This is a genomic window from Actinopolymorpha sp. B17G11, from assembly GCF_040196095.1.
Taxonomy (GTDB): Bacteria; Actinomycetota; Actinomycetes; order Propionibacteriales; family Actinopolymorphaceae; genus Thermasporomyces.
This window is the reverse complement of record NZ_JBEFTW010000006.1, coordinates 113,278-130,612: the sequence shown is the minus strand read 5'-3', so window position 1 is coordinate 130,612 and position 17,335 is coordinate 113,278. Positions and strand designations below refer to the sequence as shown.

Below are 17,335 nucleotides of genomic sequence, written 5' to 3'. Positions count from 1 at the left end.
GAGCGCGCCGCCGTCGTCCCGGGCGTGACCTAGGCTTGCGGGTATGGTCAGGCTCACCCGGATCTACACGCGTACCGGCGACCACGGCACCACTCGCCTGGTCGACAACTCCCAGGTCGCCAAGACCGACAGCCGGCTCCAGGCCTACGCCGACGTCGACGAGGCCAACGCGGCCATCGGCATGGCACTGGCTCTCGGCGCCCTCGGTCCGGAGATCGGCGCCGTGCTGGTCCGGATCCAGAACGATCTCTTCGACGTCGGGGCCGACCTCGGCAACCCCGTGGCACCCACCCCCGCCGAGCACCCCGCGCTGCGGGTGGACCAGTCCTACGTCGAACGCCTGGAAGCCTGGTGCGACGACTTCAACGCCCGGGTGGAGCCACTGCGTTCGTTCGTCCTGCCTGGTGGGACCCCCGGCGCGGCACTGCTGCACAACGCGCGGACGGTCGCCCGGCGTGCCGAACGGACGACCTGGGCGGCACTGGACGTCCATGGCGAGACGATGAACCCGGTCGCGGCGAAGTACCTGAACCGGCTCTCCGACCTGCTCTTCGTCCTCGCCCGGGTGGCCAACGGTGCCGAGGGAGACGTCCTGTGGGAGCCTGGCGGCCCCGACGCATAAAGATCACCACGCGTGATCGCTCGCAAGCCACCTTTCCGAATTTGTCCCACTTGCGGCGATATCTCGGTATTTCATAACTGGCGAAATACGACAGAGCGCATTTCTTTACCAAGAGGACCTCGCCATCCAACTGGTCTCGGCGCTAGGTTGATCAGTCGTGCTGGGGCGAGTGGTGCGAATCCCCATAAACGCACCACAAGTGTGTGACCTTTCCGGCCAGCGCAGGTGGCCGGTCGATGCATGCGAAAGAGGCTGACGTGGACGGCAGACGTCCAGGACAAGACCAACAGCCGATGTCGGCACGCCAGCCACGGCAGGAGCGCCACTCCGGCCCCAACTGGCTGGAGCAGTCGGACCGTGCGCCGATTGGCCGCGAAGTCCTGTCCGACACGTCCGAGATCTGGCTCGGCGCAGAGGTGACCGACGAGCCGCCGAACCGCACTGCCGACGAATCGGCGTACCGCCCGACTGACAGCCCGGCCTACCACCCCTCCGACAGCCCTGCGTACCGCCCGTCCTACCACCCCACCGACAGCCCGGCCTACCGCCCGTCCGACAGCCCGGCCTACCACCCCTCCGACAGCCCTGCGTACCGCCCCTCTGACAGCCCTGCGTACCGCCCCTCTGAGCAGGTGAGTGACCGGCCGACCTACCGCCCTGCCGGCAACCCGCCTGTCGACAACCCGGCGTACCGCGCGGGCGACCGCCCGACCTACCGCCGCGCGGATCCCCTCGACGACGGCCCGGCCTACCCGCCCGCGGACCGCATCGGCAGCCACAGCGTCGGCCACGTTCCCGATCGTCCGGCGCCGCGGCGCACCGAGCAGCCCACCGACCATCCGGGACACCGCTCGTTTGACCGGTACGCCTCGCCTGTCGCCGACGACGCCACCGGTGCGACCCCCTACCCGCCGTACCGGCCCTTCGACCGACCGTCCTACCGCCGGCCCGACGACCCCACCGAGCACCCGGACTACCCCGCGATCGTGGAGCCGCTCTACGATCCGCAGGCTCCGACCCTGCCGAGCGCGAGGCACCGAGCACGCCGGCGTACCACTTCCAACCGTGGCAGCCGCTGGGCTCGCCAGCTCGTCGTCCTGCTGCCCCTGGCGCTCGCGTCCAGCTCCTGGGCCACCCTCGGCAGCTCCGACTCCGGCAAGCTGCCCTGGTTCCCCGACGGATACCGAGTCGCCCTCGGGTCCGACACGTCGACGACCGTCGAGGAGGACAAGCCCTACCCCGACGAGCCCGATGTCGACGTGACACCCACGCCCGAGGTGACGACCCCGGACCCGACGTCCCCGAACCCGCGCGCCAGCGCCACGCCTGAGTCTTCTGACCGTCGCCGCTCCGGCACCGGCGAGACGGGCACGGGCGGGCAACCTGGAGACGGCCCGGCGACGAGCGCACCAGCTCCAGCGCCCAAGCCCGAGCCGAGCCGGACGTCCGCGCCGCGTCCCACGCCCACTCCCACACCGGCACCCACCACGCCGGCGCCCGAGCCGGAACAGCCCGGCATCCCTCTGCCGCAGCTCCCGCTCCCCATCCCGCTTCCGACGGTGCTGCCACTGCCGCTGCCGCTTTTCTCCCTGACGGGTACGCCGACCGAAGCGGACACGGAAGCTCCCGCCGCGAGCGAGGGCGGCACGTTGTCCCTGTCGCTGCCGATGCTGGAGTCGATCTCCGGCCGCGAGCTCACCGCGGACAGCTAACGGACCAAGGCCACCGGACGCCGCCTGACCCACGTCACGCGGCGCGGACAAGTCAGATCGGGGCGTGCGTACGCCCGGGCGGCGCAGACTCCAGCCAGGCCAGGAATCCCGTCAGCGCGTCCTCTGCCATCGCCAGCTCCACCACGGAGTTGCCGGCCTGGACGCACTCCACCACGACGTGTCCGGCGTAGAGGCCGAGCGCCTCGGCGGCCAGTGGCTCGCGACGTGACTCGACCGTGAGGTCATTGCGCTGGAACACCCGGCGAGGCCGCAGCCCGAACGAAAAGACCCGGAACCATTCCACCGAATCGCCGGAATAGCGTGCGATGCCGAGTACCCAACCCTTGCCGGGCGTACCCGTGTGCAGCCGCACACTGCAGTCGAAGGTGCCCCCACCACGCTGGAGCAACCGCCGCCGGACGGCGAACGCCGCCAGAGTCATCAGCACCAGAGCGAGGATGATTCCGGCGGCGTCGAGGATGATCTGGATCACCGGGCGCCACCTGACCGGGCGCCGATGTCATCAGCGGCCGGACGGTCGACCCCGGAGCCCGAGACGTGTGCGACGCGCACGCCCTGACATCGACCTAGCGGCCGGAGGTGGCAGCCGGACATCGCGGCAGTGCGTGCGGGACCTGGTCCACACTGCCCTGCCGCACCGCCGGACTCCGCCACCGCACGCCCACCACGCCCGGACTCAGGAAGCCATCTCGACGGCGCGGATGCGGGCCTCGGCACGGCGTACGTGTTCGAGCGCCTCCTCGTCGTCCCCGCCGGCAGCGTGCGCGCGATCGAGCTCGCGCCGCGCCTGCTCCAGGTCGATCTCGTGCGCCATCTCGGCGTACTCGGCCAGGATGGACACCCGGTCGTGGGCGACCGAGAGGAAGCCGCCGTAGACGGCCGCTACCCAGATGTCGCCCTCCTGGTTGCGGATCTCCACCACACCGTCGGCGAGCAAGCCGAGCAGGGGGGTGTGTCCGGGCAGGATGCCGATATCGCCGTCGATCGTCCGTGCGATGACGGTGGCCGCCTCGCCGGACCAGACCGTGCGGTCGGGCGCGACGAGCTCGACGTGCAAGGGCTCTGCCACCGTAGATCCTCCTGGCCTGAATCGTTCTCGGGAGAATACCCACCTGCGAGAGCTCTGCCCTCGCGTACCCCCACCCAACACCTGACCCGCAGGAGACAAGTCCCTACCTGCCGGGCCAAAAGCCCTTCATTCGGCAAGTACTTCCTCTTCCGGGACTGACCGGACTGTCCTCAGCCGCTCAGTTCTCCTTCTGGATCTCAGCCCACCTGCGTTCGACATCATCGAGGCCGCCGCACATGTAGAAGGCCTGCTCGGCCACGTGGTCGTAGTCGCCGTCACAGATCTTCTTGAACGCCTCGATGTTGTCCTCGAGCTGGACGAAGGAACCCTCGATGCCGGTGAACTGTGCCGCGGCGAAGGTGTTCTGGGAGAGGAAGCGCTGGATCCGGCGCGCCCTTGCGACCGTGATCTTGTCCTCCTCCGGCAGCTCGTCGATACCCAGGATCGCGATGATGTCCTGGAGCTCCTGGTTGCGCTGGAGGATCCCCTTGACCCGGTTGGCGACCGTGTAGTGCTCCTGACCGACGTACTGCGGGTCGAGGATCCGGCTGGTCGACTCCAGCGGGTGGATCGCCGGGTAGATCGCCTGCGCCGCAAGGTCACGTGACAGGTTGGTCGTCGCATCGAGGTGGGCGAAGGTCGTGGCAGGCGCCGGGTCGGTGTAGTCGTCGGCGGGGACGAAGACCGCCTGCATCGAGGTGATGGAGTGCCCCCGCGTCGAGGTGATGCGCTCCTGCAACAGGCCCATCTCGTCAGCCAGGTTGGGCTGGTATCCCACCGCCGACGGCATCCGGCCGAGCAGGGTCGACACCTCCGAACCCGCCTGGGTGAACCGGAAGATGTTGTCGATGAAGAGCAGGACATCCTGGTTCTTCACGTCACGGAAGTACTCCGCCATCGTGAGTGCGGACAGCGCCACGCGGAGCCTGGTGCCAGGCGGCTCGTCCATCTGTCCGAACACCAGGGCGGTGTCCGGAAGCGCTCCGCTCTCCTCCATCTCGACGATGAGGTCAGTGCCCTCACGGGTTCGCTCACCGACACCGGCGAACACCGAGGTGCCGCCGAAGTTGCGGGCGACCCGGATGATCATCTCCTGGATGAGCACGGTCTTGCCCACGCCCGCACCACCGAACAGACCGATCTTGCCACCCTGGACGTACGGCGTCAGGAGGTCGATGACCTTGATGCCGGTGACCAGCATCTCGCTCTTGGGCGCGAGCTGGTCGAACGACGGAGCGGGCCGGTGGATGGGCCACCGCTCGGTGATCTCCAGCTTCTCGCCGTCCTTGGCGTTGAGGCAGTCGCCGACGATGTTCCACACGTGGCCCTTGGTCACATCGCCCACCGGCACCGAGATCGGCGCGCCGGTGTCGCGGACCTCAGTACCCCTGACGAGGCCGTCGGTGGGCTGGAGGGCGACCGCCTTCACCACGTTGTCGCCCAGGTGCAGCTCCACCTCGAGGGTCAGAGTCACGGTCGTGCCGCCGCGAGTGACGTCGACCTCGAGCGCGTTGTAGATGGGCGGAACCTGGCCGGCCTGGAACTCGACGTCGACGGTCGGACCGATGATGCGGGCAACTCGACCCACGGCGGCCTGCGGCGTCTCGGCGCCCTTCTCCGTAACGGTGGCTGTCATCTCAATCTCTCACTCACTCTGCTCAGAAAGATGGTCGCTTTCGCACCCTGGCTCATCGCTCCGCCGCAACTGCGTCGGCAAGGGCATTCGCGCCCCCGACGATCTCACTGATCTCCTGGGTGATCTCGGCCTGGCGCGCGGCGTTCGCCTCGCGGGTCAGTGTCCCGACGAGTTCCTTCGCGTTGTCGGTCGCCGACTTCATCGCACGCTGCCGCGCCGCATGCTCGCTGGCGGCCGACTGCAGCATGCAGTGGTAGATCCGGTTCTCGATGTAGCGCGGCAGAAGGGTCTCGAGCACGTCCTCGGCCGACGGCTCGAACTCGTACAGCGGAAGAACCTCGTCGGAGGCGGGTGCCTCCTCGCCCTCGACGACCTCCAGCGGCAGCAGGCGGATGACCTCCGGCCGCTGCGTCATCATCGACACGAAGCGGGTGTAGACGATGTGGATCTCGTCGACCCCGCCGTCCTCGCCACCGGCCTGGAACGCCTCGATGAGCGCCTCGCCGGCCTCCTTGGCGTGGGCGTACTGCGGATTGTCGGAGAATCCCGTCCACTCGGCGGCGATGTCGCGGTCGCGGAAACGGTAGTAGGCCACCGCCTTGCGCCCGCAGAGGTACGGGACGACCTCCTTGCCCTCGCCACGGACCAGCTCGGCGAGCCGCTCACCCTCGCGGATGACGCTGGAGGAGTACGCCCCGGCCAGGCCGCGGTCGCTGGTGATGAGCAGCATCGCCGCGCGCCGCGGATTCGTCCGCTCGACGGTCAGCGGGTGATCGACGTTGGAGTAGGTCACGAGTGCCGACACCGCGCGGGTGAGCTCGCGGGCGTACGGCGTGGCCGCGCGCGAGCGCTCCTGGGCGCGGCGGATGCGTGAGGCCGCGACCAACTCCATCGCCCGGGTGATCTTGCCGATCGAGGAGATCGCCCGGATGCGTTGGCGGTAGATACGTAGCTTGCCGGCCATGCGCGTCAGCCCCGCTTCTGCCGAACGATCTGCTCCTGCTCCACGCTGTCTTCCTCGAGCGCCTCGAACTCCTCACGCCCAGGCTCCAGAAGCCGGCCTTCGGAGGTCTCGAAGGTCGCCTTGAAGTCGGTGACAGCCTCATCGAGGGCCTTCGCCGTGTCGTCGGAGAAGTCCGTCGTCTCCCGGATCGCCTCGAGGATGCCGGCACGCTCCCGGCGGAGGAAGTCGAGCAGCTCGGCCTCGAACCGGCTCACGTCCTCGACCGGGACCTCGTCGAGCTTGCCCGCCGTACCGACCCAGATCGAGACGACCTGCTCCTCGTCGGGGAACGGCGACGCCTGTGGCTGCTTGAGCAGCTCGGTGAGCCGGCGCCCGCGCTCCAACTGTCGCCGCGACGCCGCGTCGAGGTCGGCGGCGAACATCGCGAACGCCTGCATCTCGGCGTACTGCGCGAGGTCGAGCTTGAGCTGACCGGAGACCTTCTTCATCGCCTTGGACTTCGCGCCTGAGACCCGCGACACCGACTGACCGACGTCGACGGCCGGCCGCTGGTTGGCGTTGAACAGGTCGGCCTGCAGGAAGATCTGGCCGTCGGTGATGGAGATGACGTTCGTCGGGATGTACGCCGAGATGTCGCCGGCCTTGGTCTCGATGACGGGGAGGCCGGTCATCGAACCCCCGCCGAGCTCGTCGGTGAGCTTGGCGCAGCGTTCCAGCAGCCGGGAGTGCAGGTAGAAGACGTCACCGGGGTAGGCCTCACGGCCGGGTGGGCGGCGCAGCAGCAGCGACATCGCGCGGTATGCCTCGGCCTGCTTCGACAGGTCGTCGAAGATGATCAGCACGTGCTTGCCGGCGTACATCCAGTGCTGGCCGATGCTCGAGCCGGTGTAGGGCGCGATGTACTTGAAGCCCGCCGAGTCCGACGCCGGTGCCGTGACGATCGTCGTGTAGTCCATCGCGCCGGCGTCTTCGAGCGCCTGGCGGACGGCTGCAACGGTCGAACCCTTCTGCCCGATCGCGACGTAGATGCAGCGCACCTGCTTCTTCGGGTCGCCGCTCTCCCAACCGTTCTTCTGGTTCAGGATCGCGTCGATGGCGATCTGGGTCTTGCCGGTCTTGCGGTCGCCGATGATGAGCTCCCGCTGGCCGCGACCGATCTGGAACATCGCGTCGATGGCCTTGATGCCGGTCTGCATCGGCTCGCGGACCTCCTGGCGCATCATCACGCCCGGCGCCTGCAGCTCCAGCTCGCGGCGTCCGTCGAGGCCCTCGATCGGGCCGAGCCCGTCGACCGGGTTGCCCATCGCGTCGACCACCCGGCCGAGGTAGCCCTCACCGACCGGCACCGACAGCACCTGGCCGGTCCGGCGTACGGTCTGGCCTTCCGCGATGCCGCCGAACTCGCCGAGCACCACGACACCGATCTCGCGGACGTCGAGGTTCTGGGCGATACCCAGCGTGCCGTCCTCGAACTCCAGCAGTTCGTTGGCCATCGCCGAGGGCAGGCCCTCGATGTGAGCGATACCGTCACCGGCGTCGACGACCGTGCCGACCTCCTCGGCTGCCGCGGCCTCCGGCTCGTAGCTCGAGACGAAGCGCTCCAGTGCGTCCCGGATCTCGTCCGGGCGAATCGTCAGCTCCGACATCTGTTGGTCCCTGCTCTCTCGGCAATCTCGTCTCTTGGTGCGGGAAGCGTGCCTATCCGGCGAGCCGGCGACGCGCGTCGTCCAACCGGCCGGCGATGGTTCCGTCGATGACCTCGTCACCCAGCTCGACCCGCAGGCCTCCGATCACCTCTGGATCGAGCAGGACGTTGAGATGGATGTCGTGTCCGTACTGCCGGCTGAGCGCACCGGCCAGTCGGTCACGATCGGCCTGGCCGAGGGGTACGGCGCTGCGAACCGTCGCGACCAGGCGCTCACGCCATGCCGCGGCGACCTTGCCGTAGCCGTCGAGCGCCTCGGTCAGCGCCAACCCACGTGGAGCGGCCACAGCCTGCTCGACCAGGCGTACGGTCGACGGCTGTGCCTTGCCGGCCAGCAGCCCGCGGGCCAGCTCGACCCGTCGTTCGACCGGCAGCGTACGCCCGGTCAACGCCTGTGCCAGGCGGGCGTCGTTCTCGATCAGTCGGGCGAAGCGGAAGAGCTCGTCCTCGAGGTCGTCGAGCCGGCCGGCGCTGTCGGCCGAGCGGATGAGGGCGAGAACCCCCGCGTGCTCCAACGCGTCGGCGAGGTCCCGGGTGCGTGCCCACGCACCCTTCACCGCGGTGGTCACCACGGCCTGGGCATCCGCACCGATCCGGTTCCCGAGCAGTTCCTCGGCCAACCGGGCCCGCTCCTGCGGCGTCCGCGCCGGGTCGGTGAGCGCCCGACGCAACGCTGTCTCCTCGTCGAGGAGGGCGGTCACGGCGAACAGTTCCGAACCGGCGGTCTCGAGCTCACCCGCGCCGCCCGGCAGGTCCTTGACCACCTGCCGGGTCGAGGCGAGCGAGTCGCGAGACGCCCCGCGGAAGTCGATCATGACGGTTCACCGACCGGTTGAGGTTCTTCCAACTCGGCGAGGAAGCGCTCGACGACACGACGCTGACGCGCCTCGTCCTCCAGCGACTCCCCCACGATGCGGCTGGCGAGCTGCGTGGAGAGCTCGCCGATCTCGGTACGGAGCTGGGCGAGCACCTGCTGCCGCTCGGCGTCGATCTGCGTGTGGGCCTGCGCCACGATGCGCTGGGACTCCGCCTGCGCCTGGGCGCGCAGCTCGGCAATGATCGCCGCGCCCTGCTCCCTGGCGTCCTCCCGAATCCGCGAAGCCTCGTGCCGGGCTTCGGCGAGCTGCTGCTGGTACTGCTCCAGAGCTGCCTCGGCCTTGGCCTGTGTCTCCTCGGCCTGCTTGAGGCCGCCTTCGATCGCCTTCGTACGTTCGGCGAAGGCTTTCTCGAACGCGGGCGCCACCCACCGGCGCACCACGTAGAAGAGGATGCCGAACACAACCAAGCTGAGCAGCATCTCCGTGGTGTGCGGAAGCAGCGGGTTGGGCACCCCTTCTTCCGCCGCGAGGAACCCTGCTTCTTTCGCGAAGTACACAGTCATGGCAAGACTCCGTCGCTAGCCAGCGAAGACGAAGGCGAGCGCGATACCGATGATCGCGAGCGCCTCGGTGAGACCGAATCCGAGAATCGCGATCGTCTGCAGTCGAGCCTGCGCCTCGGGCTGGCGGGCAACGCCATTGATGTAGGCCGCGAAGATCAGGCCGACACCGATACCAGGGCCGATGGCCGACAGGCCGTAGCCGATGATCGCGAGCGAGCCAGTCATTCGTACGTTCCCTTCTAATCTTTGGTTGTTTCGATCAGTGCTCTTCGGCGAGGGCGCCGGAGATGTAGTTGGCGGTCAGGAGGGTGAAGATGTACGCCTGGAGCACGATCACCAGGAGTTCGAGGAAGAACAACGCGACGTCGAGCACCATCGAGATGACGCCGATGGGCTTGAAGTAGAGAACGTCGGAATGAAACAGAAGGTACTCGCCACCGAGTGCGAAGAGCGCGAGCACCAGGTGCCCGGCGAACATGTTGGCGAAGAGCCGGAGAGCCAGCGTGAACGGCCGGACGATGATGTTGGAGACGAACTCCAGCGGAATGAGGAGCACCAGCATCGCCGGCGCGATGCCGGGCGTCACCGTCTGGTGCTTGAGGTAGCCGAAGAAACCCTTCCGCGCGATCCCGACGGCGTTGTAGACGATCCAGGTGATCGCCGCCAGCGGATAGACGAAGCTCACCTGGGAGAACGTCGGGAACTGGATGAACGGGACGATCCCGAAGAGGTTGTTGACCAGGATGAAGAAGAACAGCGCGACGAGGTACGGCACGAACTTCAGGAAATCGCGCGAACCGATCATGTCGCGGGCGATCGAGTTGCGGACGAAGCCGTAGGCGATCTCTCCGGCGTACTGCATGCGGCCCGGCACCATTGCCTGCTTGTGCGCGGCAAGGACGAAGAAACCTCCGACCAGGACCGCGGCCAGGACCAACTGCGCCATCGGCTTGGTGACACCGGCGACGAAGGGGGGCAGCAGGAAGTCGGCCGGACCCGGCGGGGTGAACCCCCCCGAGGCGAGGATCGTCACGCTCACGGGCTCTCCTCTCGCACCGGTCGAACATCGGTGGTGGGCACGCGGGTTCTTGCTTCGCTGCGAACCCGCGTGCTGTGCTCATTGGTTCGCTCGCTGCGCTCGCTCACGATCACGTGCTGTCCTTGGGTTCGTGGTGGCCGTACCGCTTGAACACGAGGTACAGCGCCAGCGCCAGACCGACCAGGATTCCCACCGGCAGTAGGAACGAGGTTCGGAAGTAGTGGTCCCCGAGCCAGCCGAGTCCGCCGTAGATCCCGACTCCGGCTACCAGGTAACCGAAGACGCCCCAAGCGCCGTGCCCTGCCCCCGATGGTGCTGGGCCCGATGACTCGGGGGGCGACCCGTTCTGGCTCATCGCGCACCGGACTGTAGCAGCCGGCACGGAGCGCGCTGAGACTGGGGTAAAGAGAAAGTAAATCCGTGCGGGTCGCGCCCATGCGCAGGGCATCCGCGCAGGTCAGGACGCTCATGATGATCTTCCTGACGGCGCGTCGTCCGGCGCGATCGAGGGCGTCACGGCCGCTGTGCCCGTTGCGCCGGTCGATTCTGTGGCTTCGGCCGACCCAGTTGCGCCGGTCCCGGTCGTACGTCCGTCGAGATCGTAGAGCGGCACCCGCATCCGGACGAACGCTCTTATCTCGCCGGTGCACCACGCCACGACGCAGGCGATCACGGTGAGGCTGGTCGCCATACGTTCGACGTAGACGTCCACGACCTCGAGCGAGCCGAGGAGCGCCAGCAGGCCGCCGAAGATCAGGACGCGGACGAAGTAGCTGGCGACCGCGACCATCAGGACGACCTCGGGATAGGTCTGTCGTACGAGCCGGAGGGAGTAGAGCCCGCCACCGGAGAACGACACGACGACGAGGGCGCCGAGGACGGCGCCGGCGAGTCCGCGGGTGCCGGCGAGCACGGTGCTCAGCGCGATGGCGACTGCGGCGACGGCGAGCGTGGGCTTCAACGCTCCGCGGATCAGGGGGGTGACTCTGTCGGTCGTCATGATGGCGGCCGTCCCTCGTGCGGTGGGGGTTTGTGAAACTTAGCACAAGGTCCGGGCGTACGCCGAATCGGCCCCGGCGAGCCCGAACCTTGTGGCGCCATTCAGCGGGGGTGCGGAAGGTGGTTGCGGCGCGGCAGGAGAGCCGTGCAGGCGATCGCCGCCACGACGACGACACCCACGATGGAGGCGGTCACCCAGGTCGCCCACAGGCCGATCACGACGACACCGAAGGCGAGCAGCCCGGCCCAGAGGTACATGACCAGGACGGCGCCCTTGTGCGAGTGGCCGAGTTCGAGGTGGAGCCGGTGGTGGAGATGCTTCTGATCGGCGGCGAACGGCGACTGGCCTGCCTTGGTCCGGCGGATCACCGCCAGCAACAGGTCGATGAACGGCAGCGCCATCACCGCGATCGGTAACACCAACGGCAGCAGCGCCGGCAGCAGGCTCCGGCTCTCGTTCTGCGGGCTCGACATCACGCTCGGGTCGAGCCAACCGGTCAGGCTGATCGTCGAGGCCGCCAACAGCAGACCCAACAGGTAGGCACCGGAGTCGCCCAGGAAGACGCGGGCGGGAAAGAAGTTGTGGGGAAGGAACCCGAGGCAGGCGCCGGCCATGATCGCGGTCACGAGCGTGGCCGTGGTGGCGCGGTTGAGGGAGAGCCCGACGGTCAGGCCGTACGAATACGTGAAGAACGCCGCAGCCCCCAGGAACACCACGCCAGCGGCCAGGCCGTCGAGGCCGTCGACGAAGTTCACCGCGTTGGCCATCATGATGATGATCAAGGCGGAGATGACCGCGCTCTGCGCCGGCGACAACGACAGCAGGGTCCCGTCGGGCAGAGGCAGCCAGTTCAGCTGAACCCCGTAGACGACGAGGATTCCCGCGGCCACCACCTGCCCGGCGAGCCTGGTGAGCGCGTCGAGGTCGACGACATCATCGACGCCTCCCACGACGGCGATCACGAACCCGGCGATCAACAGACCCCACGCATCCTCCTTGATCTCCGGCAGCATCCCGAGGAACGGCAGGTGGGTTGCCACGACGAATCCGGCGGCCACGCCGCCCAGGACGGCGATGCCACCGAGGCGGGGCATCAATACCGAGTGGACGTCGCGGTCGCGGATCGGCTTGACCGCCCCGATCCTGGCCGCGAACCGGCGCGCAACGCCCCCCAGGAGGTACGTCGTCGCCGCGGCGACGATGAGAACCAGGACGTACTCACGCACGAGCGGCTCCCCCAGCCTTCGCACTGCCTGGGCATGCGCGTCGTACGGCGTTCATGCGCGGCCGTCGTACGGCGTTCGTGCGCGGCCGTCGTGCGGCGTTCGTGCGCGGGCACCCACGAGGGCGGCGATGGAGGTGGCGACCGCCTGGGAGATCGTCGCACCAGCCGCCTCGTAGACCGCCATGGGTCGCCCGATCGGATCGGGGATGTCGTCCTCGTCCGGGGTGCCCGGCCGGACCGTACCGCGCTGCCGGGCGACCAGCGCCACCACGGCACGGGCCCGCTCGACCGGATCGGTGGGGGACGCGTCGACCGCCCCGTCGCCCTCGGCCTCGGACGCCGCCGCCAACCGGTCGGCAGTGCCTGCCGGGTCGGTGGCCGCGAGGCTGGTCGCTCCCACCGCGCCCGAGGCGGCAGCGACCTCCGTCGCGGCCGAAAGGACCGCCGGGTCGGGCTCGGGTGCCCGGTCGGCGAGGGCGGCCGTCGTACGCGCGAACTCGGTCAGGGTGAAGGTTCGGCGCAACGCGCCCGGGTCGAGCGTGACCACCGCGCTGCGGTGGGCCCGGGTGGCGGTGAGGATCAGGTCCGCGGCGCCCACCAGGTCCGCGGTGAGCTCGGTCGACCGGAACCCGTCGGGATCCCCACCGTAGGCCGAGACGACCGCCGCGGCTTCCGGCGTCATCTCCCGGCCGGCATAGGTACCGGTACCTGCGCCGAAGACCCGGAACGTCCCCGCGGCGTCGCCGAGGTGACGCTCCAGGGCGGAGACGGCCAGGCGTTCGGCGATGGGAGACCGGCACATGTTGCCGGTGCACACGAACATGATCGAGAACGTGGTCATGGCCGCAGTCGCTCCTCGTCACACAGGTGCTGGTCCATCCCGGCCGGCCTCAGGGTGTCACACGCAGGTCGAGATCCGGAACGACGGCACGCAGTCGCTCGATCGAAACAGCGCCGGAGCGCAGGATCCGCGGTGTCGGTCCGGTCAGGTCGAGGATGGTCGACGGCACGGCTCCTCTGGTGGGCCCGGCATCGAGGTAGACCGCGACATTGTTACCGAGCTGGTCCTGTGCTTCGGCACAGGTCACCGCCGGCGGGTCACCGGACCGGTTGGCGCTGCTCACCGCGAGCGGTCCGGTCTTGTTGAGCAGGTCGAGCGCGATCTCGTCGTCGGGCATGCGTACGGCCACCGTGTCGCCTGAGTCCCCGATGTCCCAGACCAGGCTGGGCTGCTGATGGCAGATGAGGGTGAGGGCGCCCGGCCAGAACTCCTCCACCAGGCGCCTGCCGTACTCCGGGATGTCGGTCGCGATGCCGTCGAGAGCACCGAGCGAGCCCACCAGCACCGGCGGGGGCATGGACCGCTCGCGTCCCTTGGCCGAAAGCAGGGCGGCGACGGCCTCAGGGACGAAGGCGTCGGCCGCGATGCCGTAAACCGTGTCTGTCGGCAGGACCACGAGGTCGCCGCGCCTGATGGCGGAGGCGGCGATCTCCAGGCCGATGGTGCGTTCGTCCCGGTCCTTGCATGCGTAGCGCTCGCTCACAGTTGCTCATCGTGCCATGCCGAGCTGAGGGAACGACGCGATGCCCGGCGTGCTGGGCCCGAGGTCGATCAACGGTGGACGAATCGGTCGGCCGACGCGGTGGCCGTCCGGTCCCGCCATTGATCAACTCGTCTCCACTGACGAACGTACGACGCCGGCGGAGGCTCGCGTCGACCGCTGCCGGCGTACGGGCTGATGTCGGGAGGAAGCGCCAGTAGGCTGACGCGCGTGAGCGACAACCTCCCGGACCGGTCGGCCTACCGTGCGGGCGATGCCGACCGCGAAGCGGTGGTCGAACGCCTGCGAGCCGCGGCCTCCGATGGCCGCCTCGACCTGGCGGAGTTCGAGGAGCGGATGTCGGCGGCCTACACCGCGAAGACGTTCGCCGAACTCGCTCCGCTCACCGCCGATCTCCTCGACGGCACGTCCGTGGCGCCCGCCCCCACCGGGCCGGCGGAGATCACACTGCACGCCGTGGGTTCGTCGGTCTCCCGTCGCGGCACGTGGGTCGTGCCCCGGAAGGTCTCGGTCAAGGGCAAGGCCGGCTCGACGATGCTCGACCTCACCCAGGCGCGACTGCTGTCCCAGGACGTCGAGATTGCCCTCGACGCATCGGCTGGCTCGGTCACCATCGTCGTTCCACCGGGCACCCAGGTCGACACGAGCGATCTGAAGACCAGCTTCGGGAGCACCCACGTCCGCACGGACACACCGTCGGAGTACGCCAGCACGGCGCAGCTCCGCCTCACCGTCACCGGCACCTGCCACATGGGTTCGGTGACAGTGCGGCACCTCTACTTCTGGGAGCCGTGGTTCCGCGATCTCCTCACCCGGTGGCGCCGCAAACTTCAGGCGCGGTGAGAAAGTCGGCCATACGCCGAGAATCCATCATGATCAGGGTCAGGGGCGGATCCGTTGGGCGGTGACGAAGCGCGGGCGGTCGGCGAGGTCGGTGTGGTCGCGGACGCGGGACCAGTGACCTGTGGCGGCGAAGATCGCGGGAGCACTCTCGCCCTGGACGTCGGCGTGTTCGACCACGACGAGGCCGCTGCCGGGTCGCAGCAGCCGTCGCGCGGACCGCTCGACCATCCGGATCGCGTCGAGCCCGTCATCGCCTGACCACAGGGCCAGCGCGGGATCGTGGTCACGCACCTCCTGCTCGACACCGTCGTAGGCCTCCAACGGGATGTACGGCGGATTCGCGACCACCAGGTCCACCGTGCCGTCCAGCTCACGGAAAGCCGATGCCGCGTCGCCGTGGACCAGGGTGACGCGCGTGCCCGCGAGGTTGCGGGCAGCCCACGCGTGAGCGGCATCGTCGAGTTCGACCGCGAAGACGCGGACACCGGTCACCTCACCGGCGATGGAAGCCGCGATCGCGCCCGATCCCGTACACAGGTCGACGGCGGTGAGCGTGGCGCCGGGTGGTCCGGTGCGCTTCGTCGCCTGTAGCGCGTCGATCGCCCAACCTGCCACCACCTCGGTCTCGGGCCGTGGAACGAACACACCTGGACCGACGTCGAGCTCCAGATGTCGGAACGGCGCCTTCCCGGTGAGATGTTGGAGCGGTTCGCGGGCAGCCCGGCGGGCGACCAGGTGGGCGTACCGGTCCTGAGCCGCCGGCGGCATGTCGGTACACAGGCCCAGTCGGCTCCGCGGAACGCCTAGGACATGGGCGAGCAGCTCCTCGGCGTCGAAGCGTGGCGAGGCGACGCCCGTCGCGGCGAGCTGCTCCGCCGCCTGGTCGAGCAGGCCACGCACCAAGCTCACGCGGGGCCTGCTCATCCGGGCTGATTCTCCAATGCCGCAAGGCGTTCGGCCTGGTCCGCCTCGATGAGGGCACCGATCACGGGGTCGAGTTCACCGTCGAGTACCTGGTCGAGGTTGTACGCCGTGAACCCCACCCGGTGGTCGGTGATGCGGTTCTGCGGGAAGTTGTACGTCCGCACCCGTTCGGAACGGTCGACCGTGCGTACCTGGCTGCGCCGCGCCGCCGCCGTCTCGGCATCCGCCTGCTCCTGGGCGATCGCGAGGAGCCGCGCGCGGAGGATGCGTAGGGCCTGTTCCCTGTTCTGGAGCTGGCTTTTCTCGTTCTGGCAGGAGACGACGATGCCGGTGGGGACGTGGGTGATGCGTACGGCCGAGTCGGTGGTGTTGACGCTCTGCCCACCCGGCCCGGAGGAACGGAACACATCGATGCGGAGGTCCTTCTCCGCGATGTCGACGTCGATGTCCTCCGCCTCTGGCAGGACGAGAACACCGGCCGCCGAGGTGTGGATCCGGCCCTGCGACTCGGTAACCGGCACCCGCTGCACCCGGTGCACGCCGCCCTCGAACCTCAACCGGGAGTACGGCGTCTCGTCGAGCTCGCCGCCCGTCGCTCCCCCGCCCTTGCCCTTGACCGCGAGCGTCACGCTCTTGACCCCACCGAGCTCGGACTCGGCGACCTCGAGGGTCTCCGTACGCCAGCCGCGCCGTTCGGCGTACCGGTCGTACATCCGCAGCAGGTCGCCGGCGAACAGGGCCGACTCCGCACCACCCTCGCCGGCCTTGATCTCGAGCAGAACGTTCTTGTCCGCAAGGGGATCGCGGGGAAGGAGCAGCAGGCGCAGGCGTTCCTCGGCGTCGGAATGCTGCGCTGACAGGCGTTCGGCCTCCTCGGCGAACCCCGCGTCCTCGCCGGCGAGTTCCCGTGCGGCTTCGAGGTCGTCGTTCAACTGCCGCCAGGTGCCGTAGGCCGCGACCAAGCGCTGCAGCTCGGCATAGCGGCGGCCGACCTTGCGGGCGGTCGCCTGGTCGGCGTGGATCGCCGGGTCGGCGAGGCGGCGTTCGAGGTCAGCGTGCTCGGTCAACAGCGCCTCAACGGCTTCGAACACGATGCCTCCTGGAGAGAACGATGAACGAACGACGCCCGCGGTCGGACAGCGGCCCTCGCCCGCATGCGCGACCGAGCCTGGTCAACCGCGCCCGGACGCGACAGCGCCGGCCACGCGGGAACCCGTGAACGGGCCCCGCCGACCGGCGCTGTTGGGGTGCTACTTCTTGTTCTGCTTGTCCTTCGACTGCGCCTTGGCGTACCGCTTCTCGAAGCGGGCCACGCGACCACCGGTGTCGAGGATCTTCTGCTTGCCGGTGTAGAAGGGGTGGCAGGCCGAACACACGTCGGTGTGGATCGAGCCGTTCCGGGCGGTGCTGCGGGTGGTGAACGCGTTGCCACACGTGCACGTCACCGTCGTCTCGATGTAGTCAGGGTGAATGCCAGACTTCACAGGTTTCCTCCGCTTTTGTAGAGCGCCGGGTCGCCGTCACCCAGCTGGGTGGGCGTGAACCGGTGCCAGCGCATGTAGTTTCCCATCTGTTCAGCCACCCGGAGCAACGGCCCCGGCAGTCGGCGCATTCCCGCGCCGACTGCCGAGG

20 protein-coding genes are annotated in these 17,335 nt (G+C 68.8%); 3 read left to right on the top strand and 17 right to left on the bottom strand.

Annotated elements, in window-relative coordinates:
- The first annotated feature begins 43 nt into the window (after positions 1-43).
- Together ABN028_RS09055 and ABN028_RS09050 are read left to right on the top strand one after the other, a co-directional pair.
- Complete coding sequence (locus ABN028_RS09055) at positions 44-622, top strand: cob(I)yrinic acid a,c-diamide adenosyltransferase (RefSeq protein ID WP_349326028.1); 579 nt, start codon at positions 44-46, stop codon at positions 620-622.
- 293 nt (positions 623-915) lie between these two features.
- Entirely contained in the window at positions 916-2,334 is a 1,419-nt protein-coding gene (locus ABN028_RS09050) for a chromosomal replication initiator protein DnaA (RefSeq protein WP_349696277.1), read from the top strand.
- Positions 2,335-2,386: 52 nt separating this feature from the next.
- Here ABN028_RS09050 and ABN028_RS09045 read toward each other — a convergent pair whose 3' ends face one another.
- From ABN028_RS09045 to ABN028_RS08980, 14 genes are all read right to left on the bottom strand, one after another.
- Positions 2,387-2,827 carry a DUF2550 domain-containing protein gene (locus ABN028_RS09045; protein ID WP_349326026.1) on the bottom strand — a complete coding sequence of 147 codons (441 nt, stop codon included), beginning with the start codon at positions 2,825-2,827 and terminating at the stop codon, positions 2,387-2,389.
- 204 nt (positions 2,828-3,031) lie between these two features.
- Entirely contained in the window at positions 3,032-3,424 is a 393-nt protein-coding gene (locus ABN028_RS09040; protein ID WP_349326025.1) for a F0F1 ATP synthase subunit epsilon, read from the bottom strand.
- 178 nt (positions 3,425-3,602) lie between these two features.
- On the bottom strand, positions 3,603-5,060 hold the full coding sequence (gene atpD, locus ABN028_RS09035) for a F0F1 ATP synthase subunit beta (RefSeq protein ID WP_349326024.1): 1,458 nt from the start codon (positions 5,058-5,060) through the stop codon (positions 3,603-3,605).
- A 52-nt stretch (positions 5,061-5,112) separates the two neighbouring features.
- On the bottom strand, positions 5,113-6,024 hold the full coding sequence (locus tag ABN028_RS09030; protein WP_349326023.1) for a F0F1 ATP synthase subunit gamma: 912 nt from the start codon (positions 6,022-6,024) through the stop codon (positions 5,113-5,115).
- A 5-nt stretch (positions 6,025-6,029) separates the two neighbouring features.
- Positions 6,030-7,670 carry a F0F1 ATP synthase subunit alpha gene (gene atpA, locus ABN028_RS09025; RefSeq protein WP_349326022.1) on the bottom strand — a complete coding sequence of 547 codons (1,641 nt, stop codon included), beginning with the start codon at positions 7,668-7,670 and terminating at the stop codon, positions 6,030-6,032.
- Positions 7,671-7,722: 52 nt separating this feature from the next.
- Complete coding sequence (locus tag ABN028_RS09020) at positions 7,723-8,544, bottom strand: F0F1 ATP synthase subunit delta (protein WP_349696276.1); 822 nt, start codon at positions 8,542-8,544, stop codon at positions 7,723-7,725.
- Positions 8,541-9,110: a F0F1 ATP synthase subunit B gene (locus ABN028_RS09015; RefSeq protein WP_349326020.1), complete on the bottom strand. Its 570-nt coding sequence runs from the start codon at positions 9,108-9,110 to the stop codon at positions 8,541-8,543. The genes ABN028_RS09020 and ABN028_RS09015 overlap by 4 nt, the downstream gene beginning before the upstream one ends.
- Before the next feature lie 15 nt (positions 9,111-9,125).
- Complete coding sequence (gene atpE / locus ABN028_RS09010) at positions 9,126-9,335, bottom strand: ATP synthase F0 subunit C (protein WP_349326019.1); 210 nt, start codon at positions 9,333-9,335, stop codon at positions 9,126-9,128.
- Between the two features lie 34 nt (positions 9,336-9,369).
- The gene (atpB, locus tag ABN028_RS09005; RefSeq protein ID WP_349326018.1) at positions 9,370-10,149 is read right to left on the bottom strand and encodes a F0F1 ATP synthase subunit A; all 780 of its coding nucleotides are present in this window, start codon (positions 10,147-10,149) and stop codon (positions 9,370-9,372) included.
- Positions 10,150-10,258: 109 nt separating this feature from the next.
- Positions 10,259-10,504 carry an AtpZ/AtpI family protein gene (locus tag ABN028_RS09000; protein WP_349326017.1) on the bottom strand — a complete coding sequence of 82 codons (246 nt, stop codon included), beginning with the start codon at positions 10,502-10,504 and terminating at the stop codon, positions 10,259-10,261.
- A gap of 111 nt (positions 10,505-10,615) precedes the next feature.
- Positions 10,616-11,149, bottom strand: a complete 534-nt coding sequence (locus ABN028_RS08995; protein WP_349696275.1) for a Cg1360 family ATP-synthase-associated protein — start codon at positions 11,147-11,149, stop codon at positions 10,616-10,618.
- 101 nt (positions 11,150-11,250) lie between these two features.
- Positions 11,251-12,375: an MraY family glycosyltransferase gene (locus ABN028_RS08990; RefSeq protein WP_349696274.1), complete on the bottom strand. Its 1,125-nt coding sequence runs from the start codon at positions 12,373-12,375 to the stop codon at positions 11,251-11,253.
- 51 nt (positions 12,376-12,426) lie between these two features.
- The gene (locus ABN028_RS08985) at positions 12,427-13,215 is read right to left on the bottom strand and encodes an arsenate reductase/protein-tyrosine-phosphatase family protein (RefSeq protein ID WP_349696273.1); all 789 of its coding nucleotides are present in this window, start codon (positions 13,213-13,215) and stop codon (positions 12,427-12,429) included.
- Between the two features lie 49 nt (positions 13,216-13,264).
- A complete protein-coding gene (locus ABN028_RS08980; protein ID WP_349326013.1) occupies positions 13,265-13,918 on the bottom strand; it encodes an L-threonylcarbamoyladenylate synthase in 654 nt (217 codons plus the stop codon).
- A gap of 228 nt (positions 13,919-14,146) precedes the next feature.
- Between ABN028_RS08980 and ABN028_RS08975 the strand changes: the two genes are divergently transcribed.
- Positions 14,147-14,779: a DUF1707 SHOCT-like domain-containing protein gene (locus ABN028_RS08975; protein ID WP_349326012.1), complete on the top strand. Its 633-nt coding sequence runs from the start codon at positions 14,147-14,149 to the stop codon at positions 14,777-14,779.
- A 39-nt stretch (positions 14,780-14,818) separates the two neighbouring features.
- Here the strand turns inward: ABN028_RS08975 and prmC are convergent, their stop codons facing one another.
- From prmC to rpmE, 3 genes are all read right to left on the bottom strand, one after another.
- Positions 14,819-15,703, bottom strand: a complete 885-nt coding sequence (gene prmC, locus ABN028_RS08970; RefSeq protein WP_349696272.1) for a peptide chain release factor N(5)-glutamine methyltransferase — start codon at positions 15,701-15,703, stop codon at positions 14,819-14,821.
- A complete protein-coding gene (prfA, locus tag ABN028_RS08965; RefSeq protein ID WP_502877528.1) occupies positions 15,700-16,794 on the bottom strand; it encodes a peptide chain release factor 1 in 1,095 nt (364 codons plus the stop codon). Before prfA ends, prmC begins: the two co-directional genes overlap by 4 nt.
- A gap of 159 nt (positions 16,795-16,953) precedes the next feature.
- Positions 16,954-17,187: a 50S ribosomal protein L31 gene (gene rpmE / locus ABN028_RS08960; protein WP_349326010.1), complete on the bottom strand. Its 234-nt coding sequence runs from the start codon at positions 17,185-17,187 to the stop codon at positions 16,954-16,956.
- Positions 17,188-17,335 lie beyond the last annotated feature (148 nt).

Coding starts and splice junctions, on each gene's coding strand:
- ABN028_RS09055 (WP_349326028.1), top strand. CDS start 44: ATGGTCAGGCTCACCCGGATCTACACGCGTACCGGCGACCACGGCACC.
- ABN028_RS09050 (WP_349696277.1), top strand. CDS start 916: ATGTCGGCACGCCAGCCACGGCAGGAGCGCCACTCCGGCCCCAACTGG.
- atpD (WP_349326024.1), bottom strand. CDS start 5,060: ATGACAGCCACCGTTACGGAGAAGGGCGCCGAGACGCCGCAGGCCGCC.
- ABN028_RS09030 (WP_349326023.1), bottom strand. CDS start 6,024: ATGGCCGGCAAGCTACGTATCTACCGCCAACGCATCCGGGCGATCTCC.
- atpA (WP_349326022.1), bottom strand. CDS start 7,670: ATGTCGGAGCTGACGATTCGCCCGGACGAGATCCGGGACGCACTGGAG.
- ABN028_RS09020 (WP_349696276.1), bottom strand. CDS start 8,544: ATGATCGACTTCCGCGGGGCGTCTCGCGACTCGCTCGCCTCGACCCGG.
- ABN028_RS09015 (WP_349326020.1), bottom strand. CDS start 9,110: ATGACTGTGTACTTCGCGAAAGAAGCAGGGTTCCTCGCGGCGGAAGAA.
- atpE (WP_349326019.1), bottom strand. CDS start 9,335: ATGACTGGCTCGCTCGCGATCATCGGCTACGGCCTGTCGGCCATCGGC.
- ABN028_RS09000 (WP_349326017.1), bottom strand. CDS start 10,504: ATGAGCCAGAACGGGTCGCCCCCCGAGTCATCGGGCCCAGCACCATCG.
- ABN028_RS08995 (WP_349696275.1), bottom strand. CDS start 11,149: ATGACGACCGACAGAGTCACCCCCCTGATCCGCGGAGCGTTGAAGCCC.
- ABN028_RS08985 (WP_349696273.1), bottom strand. CDS start 13,215: ATGACCACGTTCTCGATCATGTTCGTGTGCACCGGCAACATGTGCCGG.
- prmC (WP_349696272.1), bottom strand. CDS start 15,703: ATGAGCAGGCCCCGCGTGAGCTTGGTGCGTGGCCTGCTCGACCAGGCG.